Below are 22,030 nucleotides of genomic sequence, written 5' to 3' on the forward strand. Positions count from 1 at the left end.
CGAGGGGCCACGCCCGTGGCGCCGCTAGTGCGGGCGCTGGCGGAGGTAGAGCAGGGCGCCGGGCAGGTTGCCGAACAGGCCGGAGAGGACGATGAGGGTCGACAGGGCCAACGACAGTTCGTCGGGCACACCCAGGGGGCGGAGCAGCCACACCATCACGCCCTGGGGCAGCCCGAAGCCGCTGATCGAGATCGGCAGCAGCAGCATCAACAGGCCGATGGGCATGAACACGAGGTAGTAGCTGAACGGGACGGTGAGCCCGAGGCCGAGCCCGAGGCCGTAGGCCTGCAGGATGCGGAGCAGTTGCACGAGCACGGAGAGGCCGAACACCGCTGCCAGGGTGCGCGGTTGGTCACGGTAGACCGCGACGCTGTCTGCCACGCGCAGCAGCGGGCGCAGGGGGGGCGCCTCGTGCCACGCCGCCGGAAACCAGCGCGCCCACCGATCGGCCCACACGGCCAGGCCAGAGGCGGCCAGCACCGCGACCAGACTGCCCACGGCGACCACCTGCACCTGCGGATCGAGGTGGTGCCGTGCGTATGCGGAGACGCCGATCGCCCCCATCAACGCGATCGCCACGACGCCGAGGATGCGGTCCACCGCCACCGACGCCACGGCGGCGCCGCGTTGCGCGGTGCGCTGTCCGAGGGCGTATGCGCGTGCCGCATCGCCTCCCACGCCGGCCGGCAGGAAACTGCCGACGAACGAGCTCACGAGGAAGATGCGCGCGGCAGTGCCTGTCGCGATGGCGGTGCCGCTCGAGCGGAGCAGGAGGATCCACCGCCAGATCATCACCGCTCGATCCAGCAGCACGAGGACCCCCACGAGGACCAGGGCGCGGGGATCGGTGCGCAGCATCGCGCGAAGCGCCGCGCCGCCATCGACCTGGCGGAGCAGGTAGGCGAGGATGCCGAGGGTGATTGCCGCTCTGACCCAGGTCGAGCGGAGCCAGCGGGTCATGCCCGCGGCTTGCGCGCCACGAACGTCAGCGTCTCGAACAGGTTCTTGCGCACCTTGAACAGCGTGTCCTCGGTGCCGGTCCACCGCGACAGGGTGTTCAGGCCGGGGACGTTGGCCAGGACTGCAGCGGCCGCGAGGGCGTCGCGGCGCAGGCCCGTCGCCACGCCGATGCTGCGGACGACGCGCTCGACCACGAACCCGCCGTCGTTGAAGAGCTGCTTCATGCGGCGCTCGGTCGTGACGAAGTTGTGGGTGTAGTCGACGTCCCAGAAGAAGGTGCGCTCCTTCAGGTAGTCGGGCACCACCACGAAGAACACGCCGCCTGGCTTGAGCAGGCGGAGGGCGTCGGCGGTGAAGGCGCGGGCAGCGTCGATGCCCGACATGTGCTCCATCACCTGGTCGGCGTAGATCACGTCCCAGGCGTTGTCGTCGCCCGGGATGGGCGGCGTGAAGGCCTTGACGACCTTGAAGCCCTTCTTCGTGAGCACGTCGATCAGCAGGTCGCTCGCCTCGATGGCCGTGTAGTCCCAGCCGGCGCCCACGGCGAGTTCACCGAGGGTGCCCTTGCCGGGGCCGATCTCCATGAACCGGCCAGCTGGCTGGATGGCCTGGTGAAGCAGGCCCAGCCGCGTGCGCTCGATCCGGCTGCGGCGGGCCGCGCCGAACCCGGTGAGCTCCTTCTCCGAAAACGACTTGTAGAACGTGTCCTCTGCCACGAGGCGGGATCATAGCAGGCCCGAATACGCACGAAGCCGGACGCCCCAGGGGACGTCCGGCTTCGCCGTGATTCTGACGGCCGGGCTCGTGTGCCCGGCCCTGCCTCGTGCGACCTAGTTCACGAAGCGCCCGCGGCCGGTCCAGCGGCCGATTGAGCCCTGCTGGGCCGTGAGCGCCGTCTGATCGATCCAGGCAGGTGCCGGGTTGCTCCCGCAGTGGGCGAGCATGATGTCGATGATGTAAACGGCTGTGCTGTTGTTGCTCGCACCCGCGCCGTGGTGGTAGTCGACGACATCCTCGGACGGGTCGTTGGCGTTGCCGCGCTTGCCGTTGTAGCCCCAGCGATTGTCTTCCTTGCGGAGTTCGTCGACGAGGTAGTCCATGAACTCCCACGTGCCGCCGTTGGACTGACACGAGCGGCGCACCAGATCGGGGCGTGCCGAGAATGCCGCGTTGACCACGTTTGAGCGGTTGGGCAGCGGCAGGCGCGTGCCAGGTGCCGGATCCGGTGTGCGGTTGGCACCCGAGACCGGGGCGGCCGGCGTGCGGAACGTCCAGTTGGGCGACCACTGCGCGTAGGCGTCGCCCAACTCGGCGCGCACACGCCAGGTGTAGGTGGTGTCGAACTTGAGCTGCGTCGTCACCGTCCAGCTGGTGCGACCGCTGCCCGCGGGCACGAGGGGCTCGGCGATCAGCGTACTGCCTTCCCACAGCTGGAACCGGTGCCCCACGGTCACGCTCGACACGTGGGTCGCCGTGGCGTTGGCCACCGACAGCGTCACCGGGATGGTGTTGGACGGCCCGAGGGTCGTCGTCGACCCCGACTCGGGCGACGGCGACGTCGGGACGCTGGCCTTCAGGGTCGGTGTGCCCTCGGGCACGGCGGCGACGCTAGCCGCGCCCGGCGTCGCCGACGGCGAGGCGGGGGTGGAGTTGGAACTACAGGACGCGCTGGCGGCGAGCAGTACCACGAGACCGAGCTGCAATGCATGCTTCATGAATATGCGTTCTCCGATGCGGGCGGGAGCGGTCTCGGTGTGCTCGCCGCCCACACCTTCGTAACCTGCCTGGCCGGTCCGGCCGGTTCGTGTCAGCGGTCGATCGGCGACGGCACGGGCGTCCAGTAGTTCGTGGAGCGACGGGGCAGGGGGCCGCCCCACGCGATGTTGGCCCCCGGGGCACCCGCACCCGACACGATGTCGAACCCGATCCAGCCAGAGAAGCGGTCAGGACTGGCCAGGTAGGCGACCACGTCCTCGCCGTACCCTTCACCGCTCAGCCCGCCGCAGCGGTTCCACGTGCACTGCGTCTCACCCGGAGCCTTGCCAATCAATCCCCACGCCGGATCGCTGGCGGCCAGCGAGGCGGCCACATGACGGGTGAACCGGTGGCACCCCACGCCCGAGCCGCCCTGGCAGCGTCCCCATTCCGGAGACACCCGCGCGACGTCTGACACACACTGGATACGGTTGCTCGTGGGGTTCGGCCTCGAGCCGCACGACGCCGGGATCGCGAAGGGCAGGCTGGCGGCAGCCGCTGGCTGCTCCGGCGTGCGGAACGTCCAGTTGGGCGACCACTGGCCGTAGGCGTCGGCGAGTTCGGCGCGGGCGCGCCACGTGTACGTCGTGTTGAACTTCAGCTGCGACGTCACCGCCCAACTCGTGCGCCCGGCGACCGCGGGCACGAGCGGCTCGGCGATGAGCGTGCTGCCTTCCCAGAGCTGGAAGCGGTGCGCCACCTGCACCGAGGACACGTGCGTGGCGGTCGCCGTGGCGACCGACAGCGTGACGGCGATCGTGTTCGACGGGCCGAGCGCAGTCGTCGACCCCGATTCCGGCATGGGCGACGAGGGGACGTTGGCCTTGAGCGTCGGCGTGCCTTCCGGCACGGCGGCGACGCTGCTGGCTCCGGATACGCCGGAGGGCGACACGGGGTTGGAATTGCTGCTGCACGCCGCGCTGGCAGCGAGCAGCAGCACGAGACCAATCTGGATTGCGGGCTTCATGCGCGTTCCGTCCTTGAGTGTCCGCGAGGGGTCAGAAGGAAACACGGAGGGCGCCGAAGAACTGGGCACCACCGTACTTGACGTCCACGTCACCCGTCGACCCGGGCAGGTTGACCGTGCCTCCGGCGTAGCGGAAGCCGACCGTGGCGCCGAGACGGCCGGTCTCGCCCAGTTCGAAGGGCAGGTTGTACGTCAGTTCCGCACCGAGGTTGACCGTCGTGGCCGTCTTGTCGGCCGTGGTGAGGGTGATGTCCTGAATCGCGACCGTCGCGAAGTTGGGCGCGGCGTCCTGCTCGACGACGCGGGCGTCTGTGGCGAAGTCGTGCTTCACGGTCACGAACGACGGGCCGCCGCCGAACGCGAACTGCATGTCGTCGCCGACGGGGATGACCCACATCGCCGCGAGATGGAACCCGTTCTCCTCGTGCTTGAGGCCGCCGATGTTCTGGGTGGCCGTGCGGGGGCGGTTCAGGAAGAGCGGGTGCGGCACGCGGGCCACGACGGCCGTGTCCATCGAGTCGCTGTTACGCGTGAAGTTCAGCGCGAGGTGCAGGTTCTTCCAGGCGCGAAAGCCACCGCCGATGTTCCACAGCGCGCCGCCGCCGTACTCCTGGCCGCCGGCGATGGTGCCCTGTTCACCGTAGATGGTGAACGTCGACGTGTTGGTGAGCGTGTGCGACCCGCTCTGCGCGCCGCCTCCCACCTGGATGTACACACGCTGTTCGATGGGCGACGACGAGGACTGGGCCGAGGCCATCGCGGGCGTCAGCAGCAGCCCGAAAATCAAAAGGGCTCGTGAATTCATAAAGAGGGATCGAACTCCCGCTAGGCAGGTCGGAGTGGTGAACGTCCGCTTGTTTGACGTTGTGGCGCGGGCCCACAGGGGCGCCACGCCGCGAATGTCCGCCGGGAGTCGGACATCCGATTGTTCGATACGCGTGGGATGTTGTCAACCGCCGGGGTGGCGGGAACGAGCGCGACCGGCGGCCCGTGAGGCCGCCGGTCGGCAGGGCATCAGAAACGGCCGCGGCCGGTCCAGCGCCCGATGGTGCCCTGCGAGCGGGTCACCTCGGTCTGGTCGATCCAGGCTGCCGCCGGACCGTTACCACAGTGCCCCACGATGATGTCGACGATGTAGACGTTGGTCGTGCCCTCGTCGCGCTCGGAGCCCCAGTTGTAGTCCACCACGTCGTGCGACGGGTCGCTGCTGTTGCCACGCTTGCCGTTGTAGCCCCAGCGCGTGTCGAACTGCCGCAGGCGATCGACGACGCGGTCCATGAACTCCCACGTGCCGCCGTGGTCCTGGCAGGAGTTGCGCAACGCCGAGGGGTACTGCCGCGCGACTTCCTCCACCACCCACAGCATGTTGGGCAGGGGCAGGCGCTGACCTGGGGCGGGGTTGGGCGTCCGCGCGCCGCCGGGCGCCGGGGCCGGGCTCGGCGACGGCGCAGGAGCGGGGGCTGGACTCGGCGCCGGACTGGGCGTGGGCGTCGGCGCCACCGGGGCGGCGGGTGTCCGGAAGGTCGCGACCGGCGAGACGGGACTGGTGCGCACGCCGTCGCTGGCGGTCACCCGCCAGTAGTAGGTCGTGTTGAAGGCCAGGGGCGTCGTCGTGGCCGTGGTGGTGGTGCCCGACGAGCGCGCCACCGTGAGCACGGCCACGAGGTTGGCGAAGGCCGTGTCGGTCGCCAACTCGAACCTGTACGACACCGGACTGGCCAACGGGCCCGTGGCGGCGCCGTTGGTCACGGTCAGGGACGCGACGTTGGAGGTGATGATCGTGCCGCCGGTCGGCCCGGCCGGGGTCGGTGCGCCGACCACGACGGCGTCCTGCAGCACGAACGTCGACGTGGCGGAGAAGTCGCCCGTGTTGGCGCCATCGAGCGCCCGCGCCCGCCAGTAGTAGCGCGCGCCGGCTGCGGGGAGGGACACCGGCACCGTGTACGTGGTGCGGCCGCCGGTGCCCGGCGACACCTTGTCGGCGACGTGCACCTTGTTCTGGAAGGCCGTATCCGTGGCGATCTCGACCTGGAGCCAGATCGGGCGCTCGCCGCTGGTCGTGGGGTTCTCGATCAGCAGGGTGAGCGTGCCGCCCGCCGTCAGGGTCTCCCCGTTGGCAGGCTCGAGGGGCTTGGGGGCGGTGATGGTCACGCCAGCAATGGGCCCGGCCACGGTGGGGCTGAGGGGATTGCGGCTCTTGTTCGATTCACAACCCGCGAGGGCCAGGCTGGAGGCCAACCAGGTCGCGAGCATCAGGTGTCGGGTGGGTGTCATGAAGCGTCCTCGCTCGAAACGCAGGAGGACCGCCACCGTCCGTGGGGCGGACTACACCTCCTCTTCAGGCATATCGGACGACGGAGGGGGCGTCATCAGTCCTTCCTTGCGGAGGAGAAAAATCAGCCCCCCCGGCAGCGACGCCAGGATCAGCAGGGCGGCGCCGGCGATGGACAGGGCGAGTCCCGCATCAACGGGGTGGCCGAGCATGCGGAAGAGGTAGGAGAACACCGCCTCGCGGACCCCGAAGCCGTTGATGGACACCGGCGCGAGCTGGATGACCAGGCTCACAGGCACGATCACCATGGCGTCGCGCAGCGGCAGGTCGATGTGCAGGCCCTTGGCCACGCAGAGGTAGAACAGGACCACGAGCCCCTGAACCACGAGAGCGCCGCCGAACGCCTGAAGCAGGCTGGCGTAGTCCCCGCCGGCCTTGGACAGCATCGTCTCGAGGCGGCCGAGCCGCTCGGTGACCCAATCTTCACGCAGCCGCGCCAGGGGACGCAGGCCGCGGGTGACCAGGGCCGGCTGAGAGACGACGATGGCCGCCGCCAGGGCGCCGCCGATCAGCAGGACCCACAGGTACCCGGTGCCAGGCAGCGTGTGGCGCAGGAGCAGGGAGCCGCACGCCGCCACCGCGAACAGGGCGATGAGCCCCAGGACGCGGTCGAGCAGGACCACCGCCGTGGCCACGGTGCGTGAGCCCGCCGCGCTCGCGGTATCGGCGATTCGCACGAAATCGCCCCCGATGTTGCTCGGCAGGAAGTTGTTGAAGAAGTTGGCGACCAGGCAGGACAGCGTCAGCTGCCACGTGGAGGCATCGACGTGCTGGGTGACCAGGAGACGCCGCCACCGCCAGCCGCTCACCAGGAGCAGGGCCGCCTGCACGAGCAGGGCGAGCGCGATCCAGCCCGGATCGACGTGCCGCAGCCGCTCGGCGACCGCGCTGACATCCGTCTGGCGGAACAGGATCGCCAGGAGGCCTACGCTGATGCTGAGCTTGATGACGAAGGACGACGCGCGACGCACGCCACCGGGCACGGGCGACATGAGAAAAGCAGGCCGGGCCCCCACCGACGGGGCACCCAAGGGTGACAGACGGTACCATGCCGCCTGAAGCGGGTCCACCCGCGCCCAACCGGGCCGGACGCCGATGCCGCCCGGGCAGCGCCGGTCCCCACGGCGCGGGGCGGCTGGTCTATACTTGGGAGCTTGGTCGCGCCGGATGTCCCCCGTCGGGGGCACCGCGCCGCGCCTGCACGCCGCCTGGAACCCGTGACGTCCCCAGCCACGCCGCTCCGCATCCTGATGCTCGCGCCGGAGCCGTTCTTCGAGCCCCGCGGCACCCCGTTCAGCGAGTACCACCGCATCAAGGCCCTGGTCGAGGATGGCCACCACGTGGACCTCGTGACCTACCCCGTGGGCCGCGACGTCGACCTGCCGAACCTCCGGATCATCAGGAGTTGGCGGCCGCCGTTCATCCGGAAGGTGCCCATCGGGCCCTCGCTCACGAAGATCGTCCTCGACGCGTTCCTGTCGCTCACGATCCTGCGGGTGGCGTTCTGGGGCGGACAGCGCTACGACGCGATCCACTCCCATGAAGAGATGGGCGTCCTTGGCGTGTGGCTCGGCCGCCGCCTGAAGGTGCCGCATCTCTACGACATGCACTCCAGCCTGCCCCAGCAGCTCGGCAATTTCCGGTACTCGCGCTCCCGGGCGCTGCGCTGGGGATTCGAGCAGGCCGAAGGCTACATGGTGCGCGGATCGCAGGTGGTCATCACCATCTGTCAGGAATTGCAGGATACGGTCCACGAGATGGGCGTGGGCGAGCGCGCCGTCCTCATCGAGAACGTGATGGGCGGTGACGTGGACCCGGCGCCCGGGCCCGGTCGGGAGGCCATCCGCGGCACCTGGGGGCTGTCGCCGACCCAGCCCGTGGCCCTGTATACCGGCACGTTCGAGCAGTATCAGGGGCTCGACCTGCTGCTCGACGCCAGCGTGGCCTTGAAGGCGCGTGTCCCCGATGCCGTCGTCCTCGTCGTGGGCGGGGCGCCGGAGCAGGTCGCGGCGCTGCAGGCCCGGGCGACCGCCGCCGGGGCTCCGCTGGTCCTGACCGGCCAGCGGCCACCGGCCGAGATTCCGCACTTCGTCGACGCCGCCGACGTGCTCGTGTCGCCTCGCATCTCGGGCACCAACACGCCCCTCAAGATCTATTCGTACCTCCGGTCGGGCCGGCCCATCGTCGCGACCAACCTCCGTACCCACACGCAGGTCCTCACGCCCGAGTCGGCCGTGCTCGTCGACCCGACGGCGGCGGCGCTGGCCGACGGACTCGCTCGCGTGCTCGGCGATCGGCAGGAGGCGGCGCGGGTCGCGGCGGGCGCGCAGCGCCTGGCCGACGAACGCTACAGCCGGGAGTCGTACCTCACGCGGACGCGCCGGGCCTACGCGATGCTGCTGGCGTCGATGCGCGGGGCCGGCGCGGTGCCGGTGACGGGCGCGGCGCCCTCGGCGGGACAGGAGCCGCGGTGACCGCGCTTGTCACGGGCGTCACCGGCTTCACCGGGGGGCACCTGGCGCGCCACCTCCGTCATCGCGGCGTGGCCGTGCGGGGGTTGGTGCGGACCAAGAGCCTGCAGCGGCCCGAGGTGACGGCCCTGCGCGAGGCGGGCGTCGAGATCGTCGAAGGTGACCTGACCGAGGCCGCGGCCGTGACGGCTGCCTGCCGCGACGTGGAAGTGGTCTACCACATCGCTGCCACGTATCGGGAGGCGGGACAACCCGACAGTGCGTACCGCGCGATCAACGTGCAGGGCGTGCAGCACGTAATCGACGGCGCGCGCCAGGCTGGCGCACGCCGCGTGGTGCACTGCAGCACGGGCGGAGTCCACGGACACGTGGCCAGGCCGCCGGCCAACGAAGACGCGCCCTTCAACCCGGGCGACGTGTACCAGTTGACCAAGCTGGAAGGCGAGCGCCTCGCGACCGGCGAGGGACGCAAGGGGGGCATCGAGGTCGTCGTCGCCCGTCCCATCGGCATCTACGGGCCGGGCGACATGCGCTTCCTCAAGATGTTTCGCGGCATCTCGCGTCGCCGGTTCCCCGTGCTGGGCTCGGGTGAAGTCTTCTACCACCTCACGTACATCGACGACCTCTGCGAGGGCTTCCGGTTGTGCGGCGAGGTGCCGGCGGCGGCCGGGCGCACCTACATCCTCGGCGGTCCCCGGTACACCACGCTGAACGAGTTGGTGGCCATGATCGCGGCCGAGCTCAAGGTCGCGCCCCTCCCGGTGCACTTCCCGGTGTGGCCGTTCTGGCTGGCTGGCGCGGCCTGTGAAGCCGTGTGCGTCCCGTTCCGCGTGCAGCCCCCGCTGTATCGACGGCGCGTGGACTTCTACACCAAGAGCCGCGCCTTCGACACGACGCGCGCCCGCACCGAGATCGGCTTTGCGCCGGTCGTCGACCTTCCGGAGGGCATCCGCCGGACCATCGCGTGGTACCGCGCCCAGGGACTGTTGTGAGCGAGAAGCTGTCGGTACTGCACGTGTGCGACCACCTCGGCTGGGAGGGATCGCGCATGCATGGCGTGAAGCGGCTCTTTGCCTGGACGCTGCCGCGCTTCGACGCGACGCGGTTCGACGTGTCGCTCGTGAGCCTTCGGAAGAAGGACACGTCGGAAGACACGCTCGAGCAGTTCGGCATCGACGTCACGTATCTCCACAAGGGCAAGTTCGATCCCGCGACGCTCACGGCGCTCCTGAAGGTGATGGACCGCAAGGGCACGCAGGTGCTCCACCTGCACGGGTACGGGGCCACGACCTTCGGGCGCATCGCGGCGGCGATGCGCGGCACCGCCGTCCTGCTGCACGAGCATGCGAACCACACGACCACGCCGTGGTTCCAGCAGGTCGCCGACTCGCTCCTCGCCCCCTACACGGACCTGGCGATCGCCGTGTCGGCGTCGACGGCGGAGTTCACCGTGCGGGCCCGCAAGATCCCGGCTGACAAGATGAAGGTGGTGTACCTCGGCGCACCGCTCGACGAGTTCGGTCGCACGAGGAGCGCGCAGGAGATTGCGGCGGCGCGTGCGGCGCTCGGCATCGCGCCGGGTACCTTCGCCGTGGGCACCGTCACGCGCCTCATGCCGGCCAAGGGCAACCGTTTCCTCGTCGAGGCGGTCAAGCCCATCGTCGAGCAGATTCCCGACGCGCACGTGTACATCGCGGGCGAGGGCGAGTTGCGCGAGGAACTCGAGGCGCAGGCCCGGGAACTCGGCATCACCGATCGCCTGCACTTCCTCGGCTTCCAGCGCGACGTCGCGGCCGTGCTGTCGGCCTACGACCTGGTCGTGTTCCCGTCGCTGTGGGAAGGCACGCCGCTCACGTCGTTCGAGGCGTTGGCCATGGGCAAGCCGATCGTCTCCACAGACGCCGACGGCCTGCGCGACATCCTCTGCGACCAGGTCGACGCGATCATCGTGCCGAAGGAGAACGGACGCGCGATTGCCGATGCCGTGGTCGCCCTCGAGCGCGACCCGGCGCGGCGCGCGGCGCTGGGCGCCGAGGCGCAGCGCACGAGCCGCCGGTACGACATCGCCGCGTACGTGCGGAAGATGGAGCGCCTGTACGAGCTGATGGCGCGCGTGTCGAAGCCGACGAAGCGTCAGGGCCTGCTGCGCGAGGACCTGTCGTTCCTCGACAGCGGTCCGCCGTCGCCGCCGCACCGCGCGAGTGCCCCGGGAGCGCAGCCGTGAACGTGCCGCGGGCGGCCCGGCTCGGGCGCCTGTGGAGCGACCCCGGCGCGGTCGCGACGCTGATCCTCGGCGTCCTGCTCCTGGGGTTCGCCCTGTCGGTGAAGTTTCCTGTCGTCGCCTTCGGCTTCCAGAGCGACGAGGCGACCTACTACAGCATCGGCCACAGCCTGGCCAGCGACTGGGACCTGCAGTTCCAGCGGCGCGACCTGGTGCGCGTGTATCGCGAGTTCCCGAGCGGCCCCGAGGGCATCTTTCTCAAGCGCGGGCGCAGTGTGCGCCTCGATTGGCAGGGCCGCCCGCCGTTCGTGCGCTGGGTGAAGGGGCCTGACCCACGCGCCGATCGCCTGTACTACGGCAAGTCGTTCGTGTACCCGCTGTTTGCGGCGCCGTTCATCGCGCTCGCGGGCACCAACGGCTTCCTCGTGCTGCATGCGCTGCTGCTCACCGCGTGCTTCGGCGCCACCTACGCCTTCGTGCGCGCCAGGTCGTCCTCGGCCGCCGCGCTCGCGTATGCGGTCGTGTTCCTGTTCGCGTCGGCGGCACCCGTGTACTTCGTGTGGCTCACGCCGGAGCTCTTCAACCTCGCCCTCGTGCTGCTGGGGCTCTTCTTCTGGGCCTACAAGGAAGTGGCGCCGGCTGCGGTGCCGACGGGGACCTGGCTCGATCGCTGGGGACGGCTGCTGCGCTCGCCCTGGTCCGACGTCATCGCGTGCGCGCTGCTCGGCATCGCGACCTTCTCCAAGCCGCTCAACGTGCTGGCTGCCGCGCCCGTCCTCTGGCTCGCCCTGTTGCGACGGCAGTGGGGCCGGGTGGCGCTCGTGAGCCTCGCCTTCGTGGCAGCGACGGGGGGCCTCTTCCTGATCAACGGGATCAGCAGCGGCGACATGAACTACCAGGGCGGTGGGGCAGACCGCTCGACCTTCTACGGACGGTTCCCGTTCATGACGCCCGACGCCACGTTCGACAGCACGGGTATCGTGCGCGCGACCGACGGGCTGCTCACCGACGTGATCTTCAACCGCGACGCGTTGACCACCGTGCTCCGACACAACGTCGTGTACTTCCTGGTGGGCCGCCACACCGGGCTCGTGCCGTACTTTTTCCCGGGCATGCTCACGCTGGCGCTCTTCCTGCTGGCCGGACGGCAGCGCCGCGAGCCGTTCCAGTGGCTGGTCGTGCTGGCCCTCGTCCTGGCGTCGGTGTCGATCCTCATCTACATGCCGTTCACGTACTCGGGCGGCGGTGGGCCGGTCGGCAATCGCTATTTCCTCGGGTACTACGCGCTGTTCCTCTTCCTGGTGCCTGCGGCCGTCACCGTGCGCTCGGCCGTCGTGGCTGCGCTGGTGGGGGGCCTGTTCACCGCCCAGCTGATCGCCAACCCGTTCTACACGTCGTTCAACCCCGCCACGCACCCCAAGTACGGTGCGTTCCGCTGGTTGCCGATCGAGCTGTCGCTGGTCAACGACATCCCGGTGAACGTCACGCCCTCGCGCGCCAAGCAGCCGCTGGCCGGTGATCCGCCCGTGCAGGCGTACTTCCTCGACGACAACGCGTACGGACGCGAGGGGGAGTGGTTCTGGGTGCGCGGCGAGTCGCGGGCCGACATCATCCTGCGCGCGCCGGCCCGGCCGCATCCCGACGGCGCCTTCACCTCGCTGGCCATCGACGCCCTCGAGGTCGAGGTGGCGACGGGCGCCGCGGCGCCCGTGGTGCGCATCGACTCGGGCGCCGAGCGCATCCAGGTGGCGCCGGGCGCGAAGAGCGGGCAGGTCGTGCGGGTGAAGATGCCCGAAGGCTTTCCGTACAAGGCCATCCCCGGGCAGCCACTCAACCGGGTGTACGCCGTGTCCATCTCGGCCAGCGAGGGCTTCATCCCGCTGTTCGACGAGGGCGTGAACGATCGCCGGTTCCTGGGCGCCCGGATCCGCATCCGGCCCCTGTACCGCGACGACAGGTACCAGGCACCGGCCGCTCGTTGAGCGGCCGGTGCCTGGAATGCTGCGATGCTGCGATGCCGGAATGTCGCAGGCCTCGAGCCAATCGGCGCCCTTTGCCACTTGCGCCTTCAATCTTCGGCCTTCCGCCTTCGGCCTTCGACCTTGCGGAATTTCGGCATCGCAGCATCGCAGCATTACCATCGCCAGTGAGCCGCCAATGTCCTACGCCTCCTCCCTCGAATCCCGCATCGCCAAGGCCGTCGCGCGCGCCTCGATCGAGCACCGGCTGATCGAGCCCAACGACCGGGTGATGGTCGGGCTGTCGGGGGGCAAGGACAGTTGGGCACTGCTCCAGATCCTCGACGTGATTCGTCGCCGTGCGCCGTTCCCGTTCTCGGTGATCGCCGTGAACGTCGACTCGGGCTACAAGGACTTCAAGCACGACGTCATCAGGAAGACCTGCGAGGAGCGCGGCTGGGAGATCCGCATCGAGCACACCGAGATTGGTGAGGTCATGGACGACCTGCTCGAGGCCAACGCGACGCCGTGCTCCCTCTGTGCGCGTCTCCGCCGAGGTGTGCTGTACCGGATCGCCGACGAGGTGGGCGCCACCAAGATCGCCCTCGGCCACCACGCCGACGACTTCATCGAGACGCTGCTCCTGAACCTGTTCTTCGGCGGCGCGCTCAAGGCGATGCCCGCCCGTCTGGTCTCCGACAACGAGCGGCACGTCGTGATTCGCCCCCTGGTGTACGTGTCGGAGCAGGAAGCCCTCGATTTCGCGCTCGCATCCGAGCTGCCGATCGTCGGGTGCTGCTGCCCGGCCTGCGGAGACCTCGGCCTGCAGCGCCAGCGGCTCAAGCGCCTCATCGGCGATCTCGAACGCGAGCATCCCGGCATCAAGGCGTCGATGCTCAAGGCCATCCAGAACGTGCACCCGCGGCACCTGCTCGATCGCCGCCTCAACCCACTCGACGCCATCGCCCGCGGCGGGGCCGTCGATGCCGACGAGGACGGTGGGGCGAGGGGGGCCACGCAACCCCTGCCCGTGCTGCGCCGCACCGGCGCCTCGACGACGTCGCGCCTGTCGTGAGGGCCGTCCTGCAGCGCGTGCGGTCGGCCTCGGTGACGGTCGACGGCGAGGTGGTCGGCGAGATCGGCGTCGGGTTCCTCGTGCTGCTCGGCATCGAGGTGGGCGACAGCGACGCCGACCTGGCCTACATCGTCGACAAGACCGCGGCCGTGCGCGTCTTCGCGGATGGCGAGGGCCGGATGAACGTCGACATCACGCAGGTCGGCGGAGGCCTGCTCGTGGTGTCACAGTTCACGCTCGCCGGCGACTGCCGCAAGGGGCGCCGCCCGTCGTGGGACGGCGCCGCACGCCCGGACGAGGCACGCGCCTGGTACGAGCGCGCCCTGTCGGCATGGCGGGCCCTCGGCCTGCCCGTCGAGGCCGGCATCTTCCAGGCCGACATGCAGGTCGCCCTCGTCAACGACGGTCCCGTCACGCTGCTCCTCGACAGCCGCAAGCAGTTCTGACACGCTGTGCCGACCGCGCGCCTGGGCCTCCGTACCCGGAGCCCGGCACCCGGTACCCGGACGACTCGCAATGCACTTCTGGAAAGCCCACGCCTACGGCAACGACTTCCTGTACGCCGCGTTCGCCGACGTCGTCAGCGACGACCTGCCCGATCTCGCCCGGGACATGTGTGCGCGGACGACCGGCGTCGGCGCCGACGGCCTGATCCTGTTCGAGGAGCGGCGGGGCGGGGCGCGGATGCGGCTCTTCAACGCCGATGGCTCCATCGCGGAGGTATCGGGCAACGGGGTCCGCGGGCTCGCCGCGCTGCTGGCGCGGCAGCAGGGTGCGACACCGGGCGCCATCCTGGTCATCGACACCGACGCCGGAACGAAGACGCTCGAGTTGCTGTCGCGCGACGAACAGCACCGGCCGGTGTTCCGCGCCGCCATGGGGCAACCCGAGCGCCTGACGCGGCAGGACGTCGAGGTCGACGGTGACTCGCTGTCGCTCGTGACGCTGTGGATGGGCAATCCCCAGGCCGTGTGGCTGGTGGAGGCGCTCGACACGCGCGAGATGCTGCGGGTCGGCGCGGCGTTGCAGAGACACCCGGCCTTTCCGGACGCGGTGAACGTCGAGTTGGCGCATGTGGTGAGCCCGACGGAGGTCGAGATCCTGATCTACGAGCGTGGCGTCGGGCCCACGCACTCGTCGGGCACAGGTTCCTGTGCCGCGGCCGTGGCCGCAGCGGCCTACGGAGGCGCCGAACGGCGTCTGGACGTGGTGGCGCCGGGAGGGCGGCAACGGGTGGACTGGCGCGAGGACGGCGTCTACCTGACCGGCTGGGCAGACGTCATCTGCGAAGGCACCTGGCTGGCGTGAGGACGCTGCACGAGGCCATCGGCGCCGTCGAGACCTACTCGCCGGCCGAGGAAGCGTTCAACCGGCGCCGACGCACCTGGGGACTCTTCCTGGGGCCTCTGGTGTTCGCGCTCGTGTGGGTCAGCCCCCTCCCGCTCGAGACCGCCCCGCACCGGCTCGCCGCCATCCTCTCGATGGTGGTCGTGCTCTGGATCACCGAAGCCCTGCCGATGGCCGTCACTGCGGTTCTCGGGCCGGTCCTGGCCATCGTCTGCCAGATCGCGCCCGCGCGGTCGGCCCTGGCGCCCTTCGCCGACCCCATCATCTTCCTGTTCATCGGCAGCTTCATCCTCGCCGAGGCGATGTTCGTGCACGGCCTCGATCGGCGCATCGCGTTCACCGCGCTGGCCTCGCCGTGGGTGGGGACGAGTGGCGCGCGCATCCTCGTCATGTACGGCCTGGTCGGCACGAGCATCTCGATGTGGATGAGCAACACCGCCACGACGGCGATGATGTTCCCGATCGGCGTCTCGATCGTCGCGCAGTTGCGCCGCGGCGTGTCGGGGCAGGACGAGGCACTGCGACGCTTTGCGACGGCGATGATGCTCATCACGTCGTTCGGGGCCTCCATCGGCGGCATGGCGACGCCCGTGGGCACGCCGCCCAACCTGATCGGCATCGGCCTCATCGAGCGCATCACCGGGACGCACATCGGCTTCTTCCGCTGGATGGCGATCGGTGTCCCGCTCGTGCTGATCCTCTTCGCGTTCCTGGCCGTGTACTTCACCCGGACGAGCACGCGCGGCGTGCAGGTGGGGGAGGTCAGTGCCCGCATCGTCCGTGAAGAACTCGAGCGCCTCGGGCCGATCACCCGCGCGCAACGCAACGTGATGCTGGCGTTCGCCATCACGGTCGGACTCTGGACGTTCCCTGGCGTCCTCGCCCTGATGGGCGCCGCGGACTCGGCGCTGGCCAGGGCCTACATGACGTCCGTGCCGGAGGGCGTGGCGGCGATGCTCGGGGCCATCCTGCTGTTCGTGCTGCCCGTGCACTGGAATGCCCGCCGCTTCACCCTCACCTGGGAGGAGGCCGCCCGAATCGACTGGGGCATCGTGCTGCTGTACGGCGGGGGACTGGCGATGGGCGACCTGGCGTTCTCGACGGGCCTGGCGCGGTCGCTCGGGGAGGGCATGACCGCGTGGCTCCCGGGGGCCGGGCCGATGCTGCTGACCGCCGTCTTCACCGGCGTCGCGATCCTGCTCTCGGAGACCACGTCGAACACGGCGTCGGCCAACATGGTCGTCCCGGTCGCGATCGCGGTGGCGACGGCGTCGAAGGTCGACCCGATGCTGCCGGCACTCGGCGCCACCCTCGGCGCCTCGATGGGCTTCATGATGCCCATCTCCACCGCCCCCAACGCCATCGTCTACAGCAGCGGCCACGTGCCGATCGGCGCCATGATGCGCTACGGCTTCTGGCTCGACGTGGCGGGCTTCGTCGCCATCGTCAGCGTGCTCGGCCTGATCGGTCCGCTCCTGTTCTGAGGCGCGGAACCTGCGTCCTTCCCGGGACGCGACTGTGGCAGTTCCTGCACGCCGACGTGCCGGTTACCGGCTGCGCCGACCCGGCCGCGCAGGGGGCGCAGCCGTCCGTTCCTGGTCGAATGCCACGGTCGCGGCGCGAATCTGCGACGTCAGCGGCGTCGCCGTGGCGAGCGCGTCGGCGAAGCGCTGCGCCTGCAGTTGCGAGCGCGCTTCTTGCAAGCCCGTTTCCCCAGCGGTGATGACGTCCTGGAGGGCCTTGAACCCGGCGAGGGCGGAGGCCGCCCGTCGTCCGGTCGCCGGGCCGGCGGCCACGGCCGCGCCGAGGCGCTGCTGCGCCGTGGCGAGGGCCAGTTCGGCCTCGGTGATGGCGCGCTCGGCCTGGCCGCGCGCGACCGCCTTCTTGTCGGCGGCCTCACGCGCGGCGTTCTGCGCGCGCTCGCGCGCGTCGAGCGCCTGGTTGAGGGCCTGGCGATAGTCGCGCTGGGCGACGGCCTCGTGGGAGCGGCGGAGCGCATCCTCGGCGGCCGTGAACTCCGCGGCGGCGTACTGGGGCGCGCCCGTGGCGCGGGCCGTGGCGATGGCGCCCTCGGCCTGATCCATTTCCTTCTGCGGCGGCGACGCGCAAGCCGCAGCGGCGAGTACCAGCGCCGGAACGAGGGCGCGCAGCACGGGACGGCCCGTGCGAGGACGATCGAACATGCGCAGGAGTATACCGAGAGGGCGTAGTAGCATGTGGGGCTCGGCCTGTGTGCCGGGTGCCGGACGGAGCCGGGCGTGCGGACGCTGACGCCGGAGGATCGGCCGCGGGAGAAGCTGGCCGCTCACGGGCCGGGGGCGCTGGGCGACAACGAGTTGCTGGCGTTGGTGGTCGGGCACGGCCACGGCGGCGCGACGGCTCTGGATGTGGCGAATCGCCTCATGGCCGAGTTGGGTGGGCTGCGAGGCCTGTCCAGAGTACCGCCGGCGGCGTTGCGACGGCGGGGCGTAGGGCCGGTCACCGCCGGCCGGATCGTGGCGGCGGTGGAACTGGGGCGCCGGAGCGTCGTGCGGGCCGCGCCCGCGCGGCTGCAGGTGGCAGCGCCGGTGGACGCGGCTCGCTATCTGTTGCCGCGGTTCGCCAGCGCCGACGTCGAGCAGTGCGGCGTGCTCCTGCTGGACGCCCGCCACCGCGTGCTGCACGCACGCGTGCTCACGCGCGGCACGGCCGACGCCGCCACGATGCACCCGCGGGACGTGTTCCGCGAGGCCGCGCTGGCGGGGGCGGCCGCACTGGTGCTGTTCCACAATCACCCGTCCGGTGACCCGTTGCCGAGCCCGGAAGACCTGGCGCTCACGCAACGGATGGTCGCGGCCGGCGAGGTGATGGGCATTGCAGTGGTCGACCACGTGATCCTGGGCGACTCGACCTACTGCAGCCTTCGCGACCTCGGCAAGCTGACGCGCTGACGACTGACCATGCCTCGCTTCTACCTCACGACCGCCATCGACTACGTCAACAGCCGTCCGCACCTGGGGACCGCCTACGAGAAGATCACGGCCGACGTCATCGCTCGCTACAAGCGCCTGAGCGGAGTGGACACCCACTTCGTGATGGGCAACGACGAGCACTCGCAGAACGTGTTCCGGCGGGCGCGCGACCTCGGCAAGGACCCGCTGGCCTACTGCGACGACATGGAGCAGCAGTTCCGCGAAGTCTGGGGTGCACTCGACCTCTCCTTCGACGACTTCATCCGGACGACGCAGCCGCGCCATCGGGCGGCGGTCGAGACGATCGTGCGGCGCATCGCCGATGCCGGCGACCTGTACCAGTCCGACTACGAAGGGTGGTACTGCGTCGGCTGCGAGGCCTTCAAGCAGGAGAAGGACCTCGTCGAGGGGCTGTGCCCGATCCACCGGACCAAGCCGGACTGGATCAAGGAGCGCAACCACTTCTTCCGGCTGTCGGCCTATCGGGACCGTCTGCGCGCGCACTTTGCCGAGCACCCGGACTTCCTGCAGCCGGAGAGCCGGCGCAACGAGATCCTGAGCCTGCTCGAGGCTGGCCTCGAGGACATCTCGATCAGCCGCGCCGGCCAGTCGTGGGGCATCCCGCTGCCGACCGATCCGTCGAGCGTGGTCTACGTGTGGTTCGACGCGCTGATCAACTACGCGTCGGCGGTGGGCCTCGGGACCGATCCCGCGCTCTTCGACACGTGGTGGCCGGCCGACCTGCACGTCATCGGCAAGGACATCACGCGCTTCCACTGCGTCATCTGGCCGGCGATGCTGATGAGCGCGAAGCTGCCGGTGCCACGCCAGGTGTTCGGGCACGGGTGGGTGCATCTGCGCGGCGAGAAGATGAGCAAGTCGCTCGGGACGGCGGTCGATCCGCTCGAGGCCGCCCAGCGCTTCGGGGCCGACGCCTTGCGCCTCTTCCTCACCAAGGAGATTCCGTACGGCGCCGACGGCGACTTCACGTTCGAGCGCTTCGAGGAGCGCTACAACGCCGACCTGGCCAACAACCTCGGCAACCTGGTGAGCCGCGTCACCGCGATGGGCGCGCGGTACCGTCAGGGGCAGTTGGCGCCGACCGGCTCCCCCTCGCGCCTGCGCGACCTGGCCGCCACGACCGTGACCGAGTACCGGACGGCCATGGAGGGCTACGCGTTGCATCAGGGCGTCGCGTCGGTCTTCCGCCTGCTCGACGCCACCAATGAGTACCTGGCCGAGCGCGCGCCGTGGACGCTGGCCAAGGATCCCGCCAACGCGGCCGCGCTTGACGAGGTGCTGTTCACCGCCGCGGAGAGCGTCCGGCTGGCGGCCGTGCTGCTCGGTCCGGTGATGCCCGCCTCGTCGCAGGCCATCCTCGCCAGGCTCGGCGACTCCGCGCCCGTGGCCTCACGCCGACTCGACACGGATGGCACGTGGCGGGCCGAGGGCGTGCGCAGCGTGTCGGCAGGGGAGGCCCTGTGGCCGCGCGCCGAGTCCTCATCCGTGATTCCCCCGGCGTCGGTGCCGTCCGCCGCCACAGCCAAGCCTGGAGCCTCTTCCGTGTCCGACGCAACGCCGCCCGTTCCTCCCAGCACCCCCGTCGCACCGGCCGACACCGCGCCGGTGGCTGCCGTCGCCGCACCGACGCCTGCCGCGCCGCCTGCAACAAGCGAGGAACCGGCCGTCATCACCATCGACGACTTCATGAAGGTCGAACTGAAGGTCGGCAAGGTGCTTGCCGCCGAGGCCGTGCCGAAGTCCAAGAAGCTGCTCAAGCTCACGGTGCAGGACGGGCCGGCGTCGGAGCGCACGATCCTGGCGGGCATCGCGGAGTCGTACGCGCCCGACGCCATCGTCGGCCGGACCATCGCCTTCGTCGCCAACCTCGCGCCGCGCCCGATGATGGGGCTGGTGTCGCACGGGATGGTCCTGGCCGCCGACACCGACGGCAAGGCGCAGTTGGTGTCCTTCGAGACCCCGCCCGCGCCCGGCACGCGTATCCGTTGAGAATTTCAGAATTGCGAATTTCAGAATTTCACCGTCAGCGCCAGGCGTCGAACGCGCGATGGCGGCGATGAAGTTCTGCATTTCTGAACTCCTGACTTTGTCCACTGCCGACCGCCGACTCCCGACTGCCGGATCCAGATGCTGATCGACACCCACTGCCACATCGCCGGCGACGAGTTCGTCGAGGACCTCGCGGCCGTCGCCGACCGGGCGCGGGCGGCTGGCCTCGTGGGCGCCATCTGCATCCTCGACGCGACCACCCGCGTCGAATTCGACAGGGTGGCGAGTGTGCGGGCGGCGTGGCCGCCGGTGCAGTTCACGGCGGGCGTGCATCCGCACCACGCCGCGAAGGTGGAGCCGGCAGATGTGGCGGCGCTCGTGTCCGGCGCGCTCGACGAGGTAGCGGCCGTGGCGGTCGGGGAGATCGGTCTCGACTACCACTACGACTTCGCGCCGCGGGAGCGGCAACAGGCCGTGTTCGCCGCCCAGGTCGCCCTGGCGGTGGCTCGCGACCTGCCCATCGTCATCCACACGCGCGAGGCCGACGCCGACACGCTGGCGGTGCTCGACGCGGCGGGCGGCGGGCGGTCCCGGGGCGTGTTCCATTGCTTCACGGGAGACATGGCCCTGGCCGAGGCCGCGGTGGCGCGAGGCTTCCACCTGTCGTTCTCGGGGATCGCCACATTCCCGCGGGCCGAGTCGATTCGCGAGGTGGCGGCCTGGGTGCCGGCCGACCGCTGGCTGGTCGAGACCGACAGCCCGTACCTGTCGCCCGCGCCGCAACGCGGCGGGCGCAACGAGCCGGCCCGGGTGGTCCGGGTGCTGCAGACGGTGGCACGCGTCCGGGGCCTGTCGGTCGAGGACGCTGCGGCGCAGGCGATGGCCAATGCCGAGGCGATGTTCGGCCTTGCCCCCCACAGGTAGCGCTCGTTGACAGCGCTACCCTAATGTGTTGAGATTCCTGAGGTTTCGCACGTGCAGCCTTCCTCGTCTCCCTCTGATCTAGCGCAGCTGTTCGAGCCCGTCAGGGACGACCTGGAACGCGTCAACCAGGCCTTCCTCCGGCACATCGACTCGCGCGTCGAACTGATCCCCGAGATCGGGAAGTACCTGCAGAACACCGGCGGCAAGCGCGTGCGCCCGGCCGTGATGCTGATGGCGAGCCGGCTGGCCGGCGGCCACGACAAGAGCGACATGGCCGTGCTGTACGCCTCGGTCATCGAGTTCATCCACACGGCGACCCTCGTCCACGACGACATCATCGACGACTCGGAACTGCGTCGCGGCCGCCTGGCCGTCCACGCCCGCTGGGGCAACGACGTCACCGTCCTGCTCGGCGACTACCTCTACATCAAGTCGCTCGGCATGGCGCTGCAGTACGACCGCATCGACGTCCTCCGCGTGCTGTGCGACATCACGCTCAAGATGATCGAGGGCGAGCTCTACCAGCTCACCAAGAACGGCGACACCGAGATCACCGAGGACGAGCACTTCGACATCATCCGGCGCAAGACGGCCTACCTGTTCGCCGGCTCGTCGAAGATCGGCGGGATGGTCGGCACCATCACGCCTGCCCAGGAACAGGCCCTGTGGGATTACGGGTTCAACCTCGGCATCGCCTTCCAGTTGGTGGATGACCTGCTGGACTACACGGCCGACCAGGCCGCGCTCGGCAAGCCCATCGGCAGCGACCTCCGTGAGGGCAAGCTCACGTTGCCGATCATCCTCCTGCGCGACCGCGCGCCGGAGCAGGCCCGACCGATCATCGAGCAGGTCGTGCGCGACGCCGACATCAGCGAGGAGGCCTGGCGGCAGTTGCTCGGCCTCCTGCGCGAGTACGACATCATCCCGCAGGTCACCCGCCGCGCCGGGGAGTACGTCGAGCAGGCCCGCAAGCAGCTCGCCTCGTTCCCGGAAAGTCGGGAGCGCGACGCGCTCACCGGACTCGCCGATTACGTGCTCGCCCGCGATCGCTAGGCCCAG

20 protein-coding genes are annotated in these 22,030 nt (G+C 70.1%); 12 read left to right on the plus strand and 8 right to left on the minus strand.

Going from position 1 to position 22,030, the window contains the following annotated elements:
- Positions 1–24 precede the first annotated feature (24 nt).
- The 7 genes from ACIRDX_RS07270 to ACIRDX_RS07300 form a co-directional block, all read right to left on the minus strand.
- Positions 25–960, minus strand: a complete 936-nt coding sequence (locus ACIRDX_RS07270) for a lysylphosphatidylglycerol synthase transmembrane domain-containing protein (RefSeq protein ID WP_396624742.1) — start codon at positions 958–960, stop codon at positions 25–27.
- A complete protein-coding gene (locus ACIRDX_RS07275) occupies positions 957–1,676 on the minus strand; it encodes a methyltransferase domain-containing protein (protein ID WP_396624743.1) in 720 nt (239 codons plus the stop codon). The genes ACIRDX_RS07270 and ACIRDX_RS07275 overlap by 4 nt, the downstream gene beginning before the upstream one ends.
- A gap of 114 nt (positions 1,677–1,790) precedes the next feature.
- Positions 1,791–2,675: a hypothetical protein gene (locus ACIRDX_RS07280; RefSeq protein ID WP_396624744.1), complete on the minus strand. Its 885-nt coding sequence runs from the start codon at positions 2,673–2,675 to the stop codon at positions 1,791–1,793.
- Positions 2,676–2,767: 92 nt separating this feature from the next.
- Positions 2,768–3,682: a hypothetical protein gene (locus ACIRDX_RS07285; protein ID WP_396624745.1), complete on the minus strand. Its 915-nt coding sequence runs from the start codon at positions 3,680–3,682 to the stop codon at positions 2,768–2,770.
- Between the two features lie 31 nt (positions 3,683–3,713).
- The gene (locus tag ACIRDX_RS07290) at positions 3,714–4,469 is read right to left on the minus strand and encodes a hypothetical protein (RefSeq protein ID WP_396624746.1); all 756 of its coding nucleotides are present in this window, start codon (positions 4,467–4,469) and stop codon (positions 3,714–3,716) included.
- A 227-nt stretch (positions 4,470–4,696) separates the two neighbouring features.
- A complete protein-coding gene (locus ACIRDX_RS07295) occupies positions 4,697–5,956 on the minus strand; it encodes a hypothetical protein (protein WP_396624747.1) in 1,260 nt (419 codons plus the stop codon).
- Between the two features lie 51 nt (positions 5,957–6,007).
- A complete protein-coding gene (locus tag ACIRDX_RS07300) occupies positions 6,008–7,006 on the minus strand; it encodes a lysylphosphatidylglycerol synthase transmembrane domain-containing protein (RefSeq protein WP_396624748.1) in 999 nt (332 codons plus the stop codon).
- Positions 7,007–7,231: 225 nt separating this feature from the next.
- Between ACIRDX_RS07300 and ACIRDX_RS07305 the strand changes: the two genes are divergently transcribed.
- The 8 genes from ACIRDX_RS07305 to ACIRDX_RS07340 all read left to right on the plus strand — a co-directional run bounded on the left by ACIRDX_RS07305 (position 7,232) and on the right by ACIRDX_RS07340 (position 16,570).
- Positions 7,232–8,488 carry a glycosyltransferase gene (locus ACIRDX_RS07305; RefSeq protein WP_396624749.1) on the plus strand — a complete coding sequence of 419 codons (1,257 nt, stop codon included), beginning with the start codon at positions 7,232–7,234 and terminating at the stop codon, positions 8,486–8,488.
- Positions 8,485–9,477, plus strand: coding sequence for an NAD-dependent epimerase/dehydratase family protein (locus tag ACIRDX_RS07310; protein WP_396624750.1), 993 nt, complete (start codon positions 8,485–8,487; stop codon positions 9,475–9,477). Before ACIRDX_RS07305 ends, ACIRDX_RS07310 begins: the two co-directional genes overlap by 4 nt.
- The gene (locus tag ACIRDX_RS07315) at positions 9,474–10,709 is read left to right on the plus strand and encodes a glycosyltransferase family 4 protein (RefSeq protein WP_396624751.1); all 1,236 of its coding nucleotides are present in this window, start codon (positions 9,474–9,476) and stop codon (positions 10,707–10,709) included. Before ACIRDX_RS07310 ends, ACIRDX_RS07315 begins: the two co-directional genes overlap by 4 nt.
- Entirely contained in the window at positions 10,706–12,688 is a 1,983-nt protein-coding gene (locus tag ACIRDX_RS07320; protein ID WP_396624752.1) for a hypothetical protein, read from the plus strand. The genes ACIRDX_RS07315 and ACIRDX_RS07320 overlap by 4 nt, the downstream gene beginning before the upstream one ends.
- 175 nt (positions 12,689–12,863) lie before the next feature.
- The gene (gene ttcA, locus ACIRDX_RS07325; protein WP_396624753.1) at positions 12,864–13,739 is read left to right on the plus strand and encodes a tRNA 2-thiocytidine(32) synthetase TtcA; all 876 of its coding nucleotides are present in this window, start codon (positions 12,864–12,866) and stop codon (positions 13,737–13,739) included.
- Entirely contained in the window at positions 13,736–14,185 is a 450-nt protein-coding gene (dtd, locus tag ACIRDX_RS07330; protein ID WP_396624754.1) for a D-aminoacyl-tRNA deacylase, read from the plus strand. Before ttcA ends, dtd begins: the two co-directional genes overlap by 4 nt.
- Positions 14,186–14,255: 70 nt before the next feature.
- Complete coding sequence (dapF, locus tag ACIRDX_RS07335; RefSeq protein ID WP_396624755.1) at positions 14,256–15,047, plus strand: diaminopimelate epimerase; 792 nt, start codon at positions 14,256–14,258, stop codon at positions 15,045–15,047.
- Positions 15,044–16,570, plus strand: a complete 1,527-nt coding sequence (locus ACIRDX_RS07340) for an SLC13 family permease (protein ID WP_396624756.1) — start codon at positions 15,044–15,046, stop codon at positions 16,568–16,570. Before dapF ends, ACIRDX_RS07340 begins: the two co-directional genes overlap by 4 nt.
- 63 nt (positions 16,571–16,633) lie before the next feature.
- On the opposite strand, the gene ACIRDX_RS07345 is transcribed toward ACIRDX_RS07340, so the two are convergent.
- Positions 16,634–17,269 (minus strand): hypothetical protein, encoded by a 636-nt coding sequence (locus tag ACIRDX_RS07345; RefSeq protein WP_396624757.1) that lies wholly within the window; start codon positions 17,267–17,269, stop codon positions 16,634–16,636.
- A 75-nt stretch (positions 17,270–17,344) separates the two neighbouring features.
- Here ACIRDX_RS07345 and radC point away from each other — a divergent pair, with 75 nt between their 5' ends.
- The 4 genes from radC (at position 17,345) to ACIRDX_RS07365 (ending at position 22,024) form a co-directional block, all read left to right on the plus strand.
- Positions 17,345–18,016 carry a DNA repair protein RadC gene (radC, locus tag ACIRDX_RS07350; RefSeq protein WP_396624758.1) on the plus strand — a complete coding sequence of 224 codons (672 nt, stop codon included), beginning with the start codon at positions 17,345–17,347 and terminating at the stop codon, positions 18,014–18,016.
- 9 nt (positions 18,017–18,025) lie between these two features.
- Entirely contained in the window at positions 18,026–20,047 is a 2,022-nt protein-coding gene (gene metG / locus ACIRDX_RS07355; RefSeq protein WP_396624759.1) for a methionine--tRNA ligase, read from the plus strand.
- 138 nt (positions 20,048–20,185) lie between these two features.
- Positions 20,186–20,971 carry a TatD family hydrolase gene (locus ACIRDX_RS07360; protein WP_396624760.1) on the plus strand — a complete coding sequence of 262 codons (786 nt, stop codon included), beginning with the start codon at positions 20,186–20,188 and terminating at the stop codon, positions 20,969–20,971.
- A 51-nt stretch (positions 20,972–21,022) separates the two neighbouring features.
- Positions 21,023–22,024, plus strand: a complete 1,002-nt coding sequence (locus ACIRDX_RS07365) for a polyprenyl synthetase family protein (protein WP_396624761.1) — start codon at positions 21,023–21,025, stop codon at positions 22,022–22,024.
- The last annotated feature ends 6 nt before the right edge of the window (positions 22,025–22,030 follow it).

It is taken from the genome of Luteitalea sp. (genome assembly GCF_044337415.1).
Taxonomy (GTDB): Bacteria; Acidobacteriota; Vicinamibacteria; order Vicinamibacterales; family Vicinamibacteraceae; genus Luteitalea.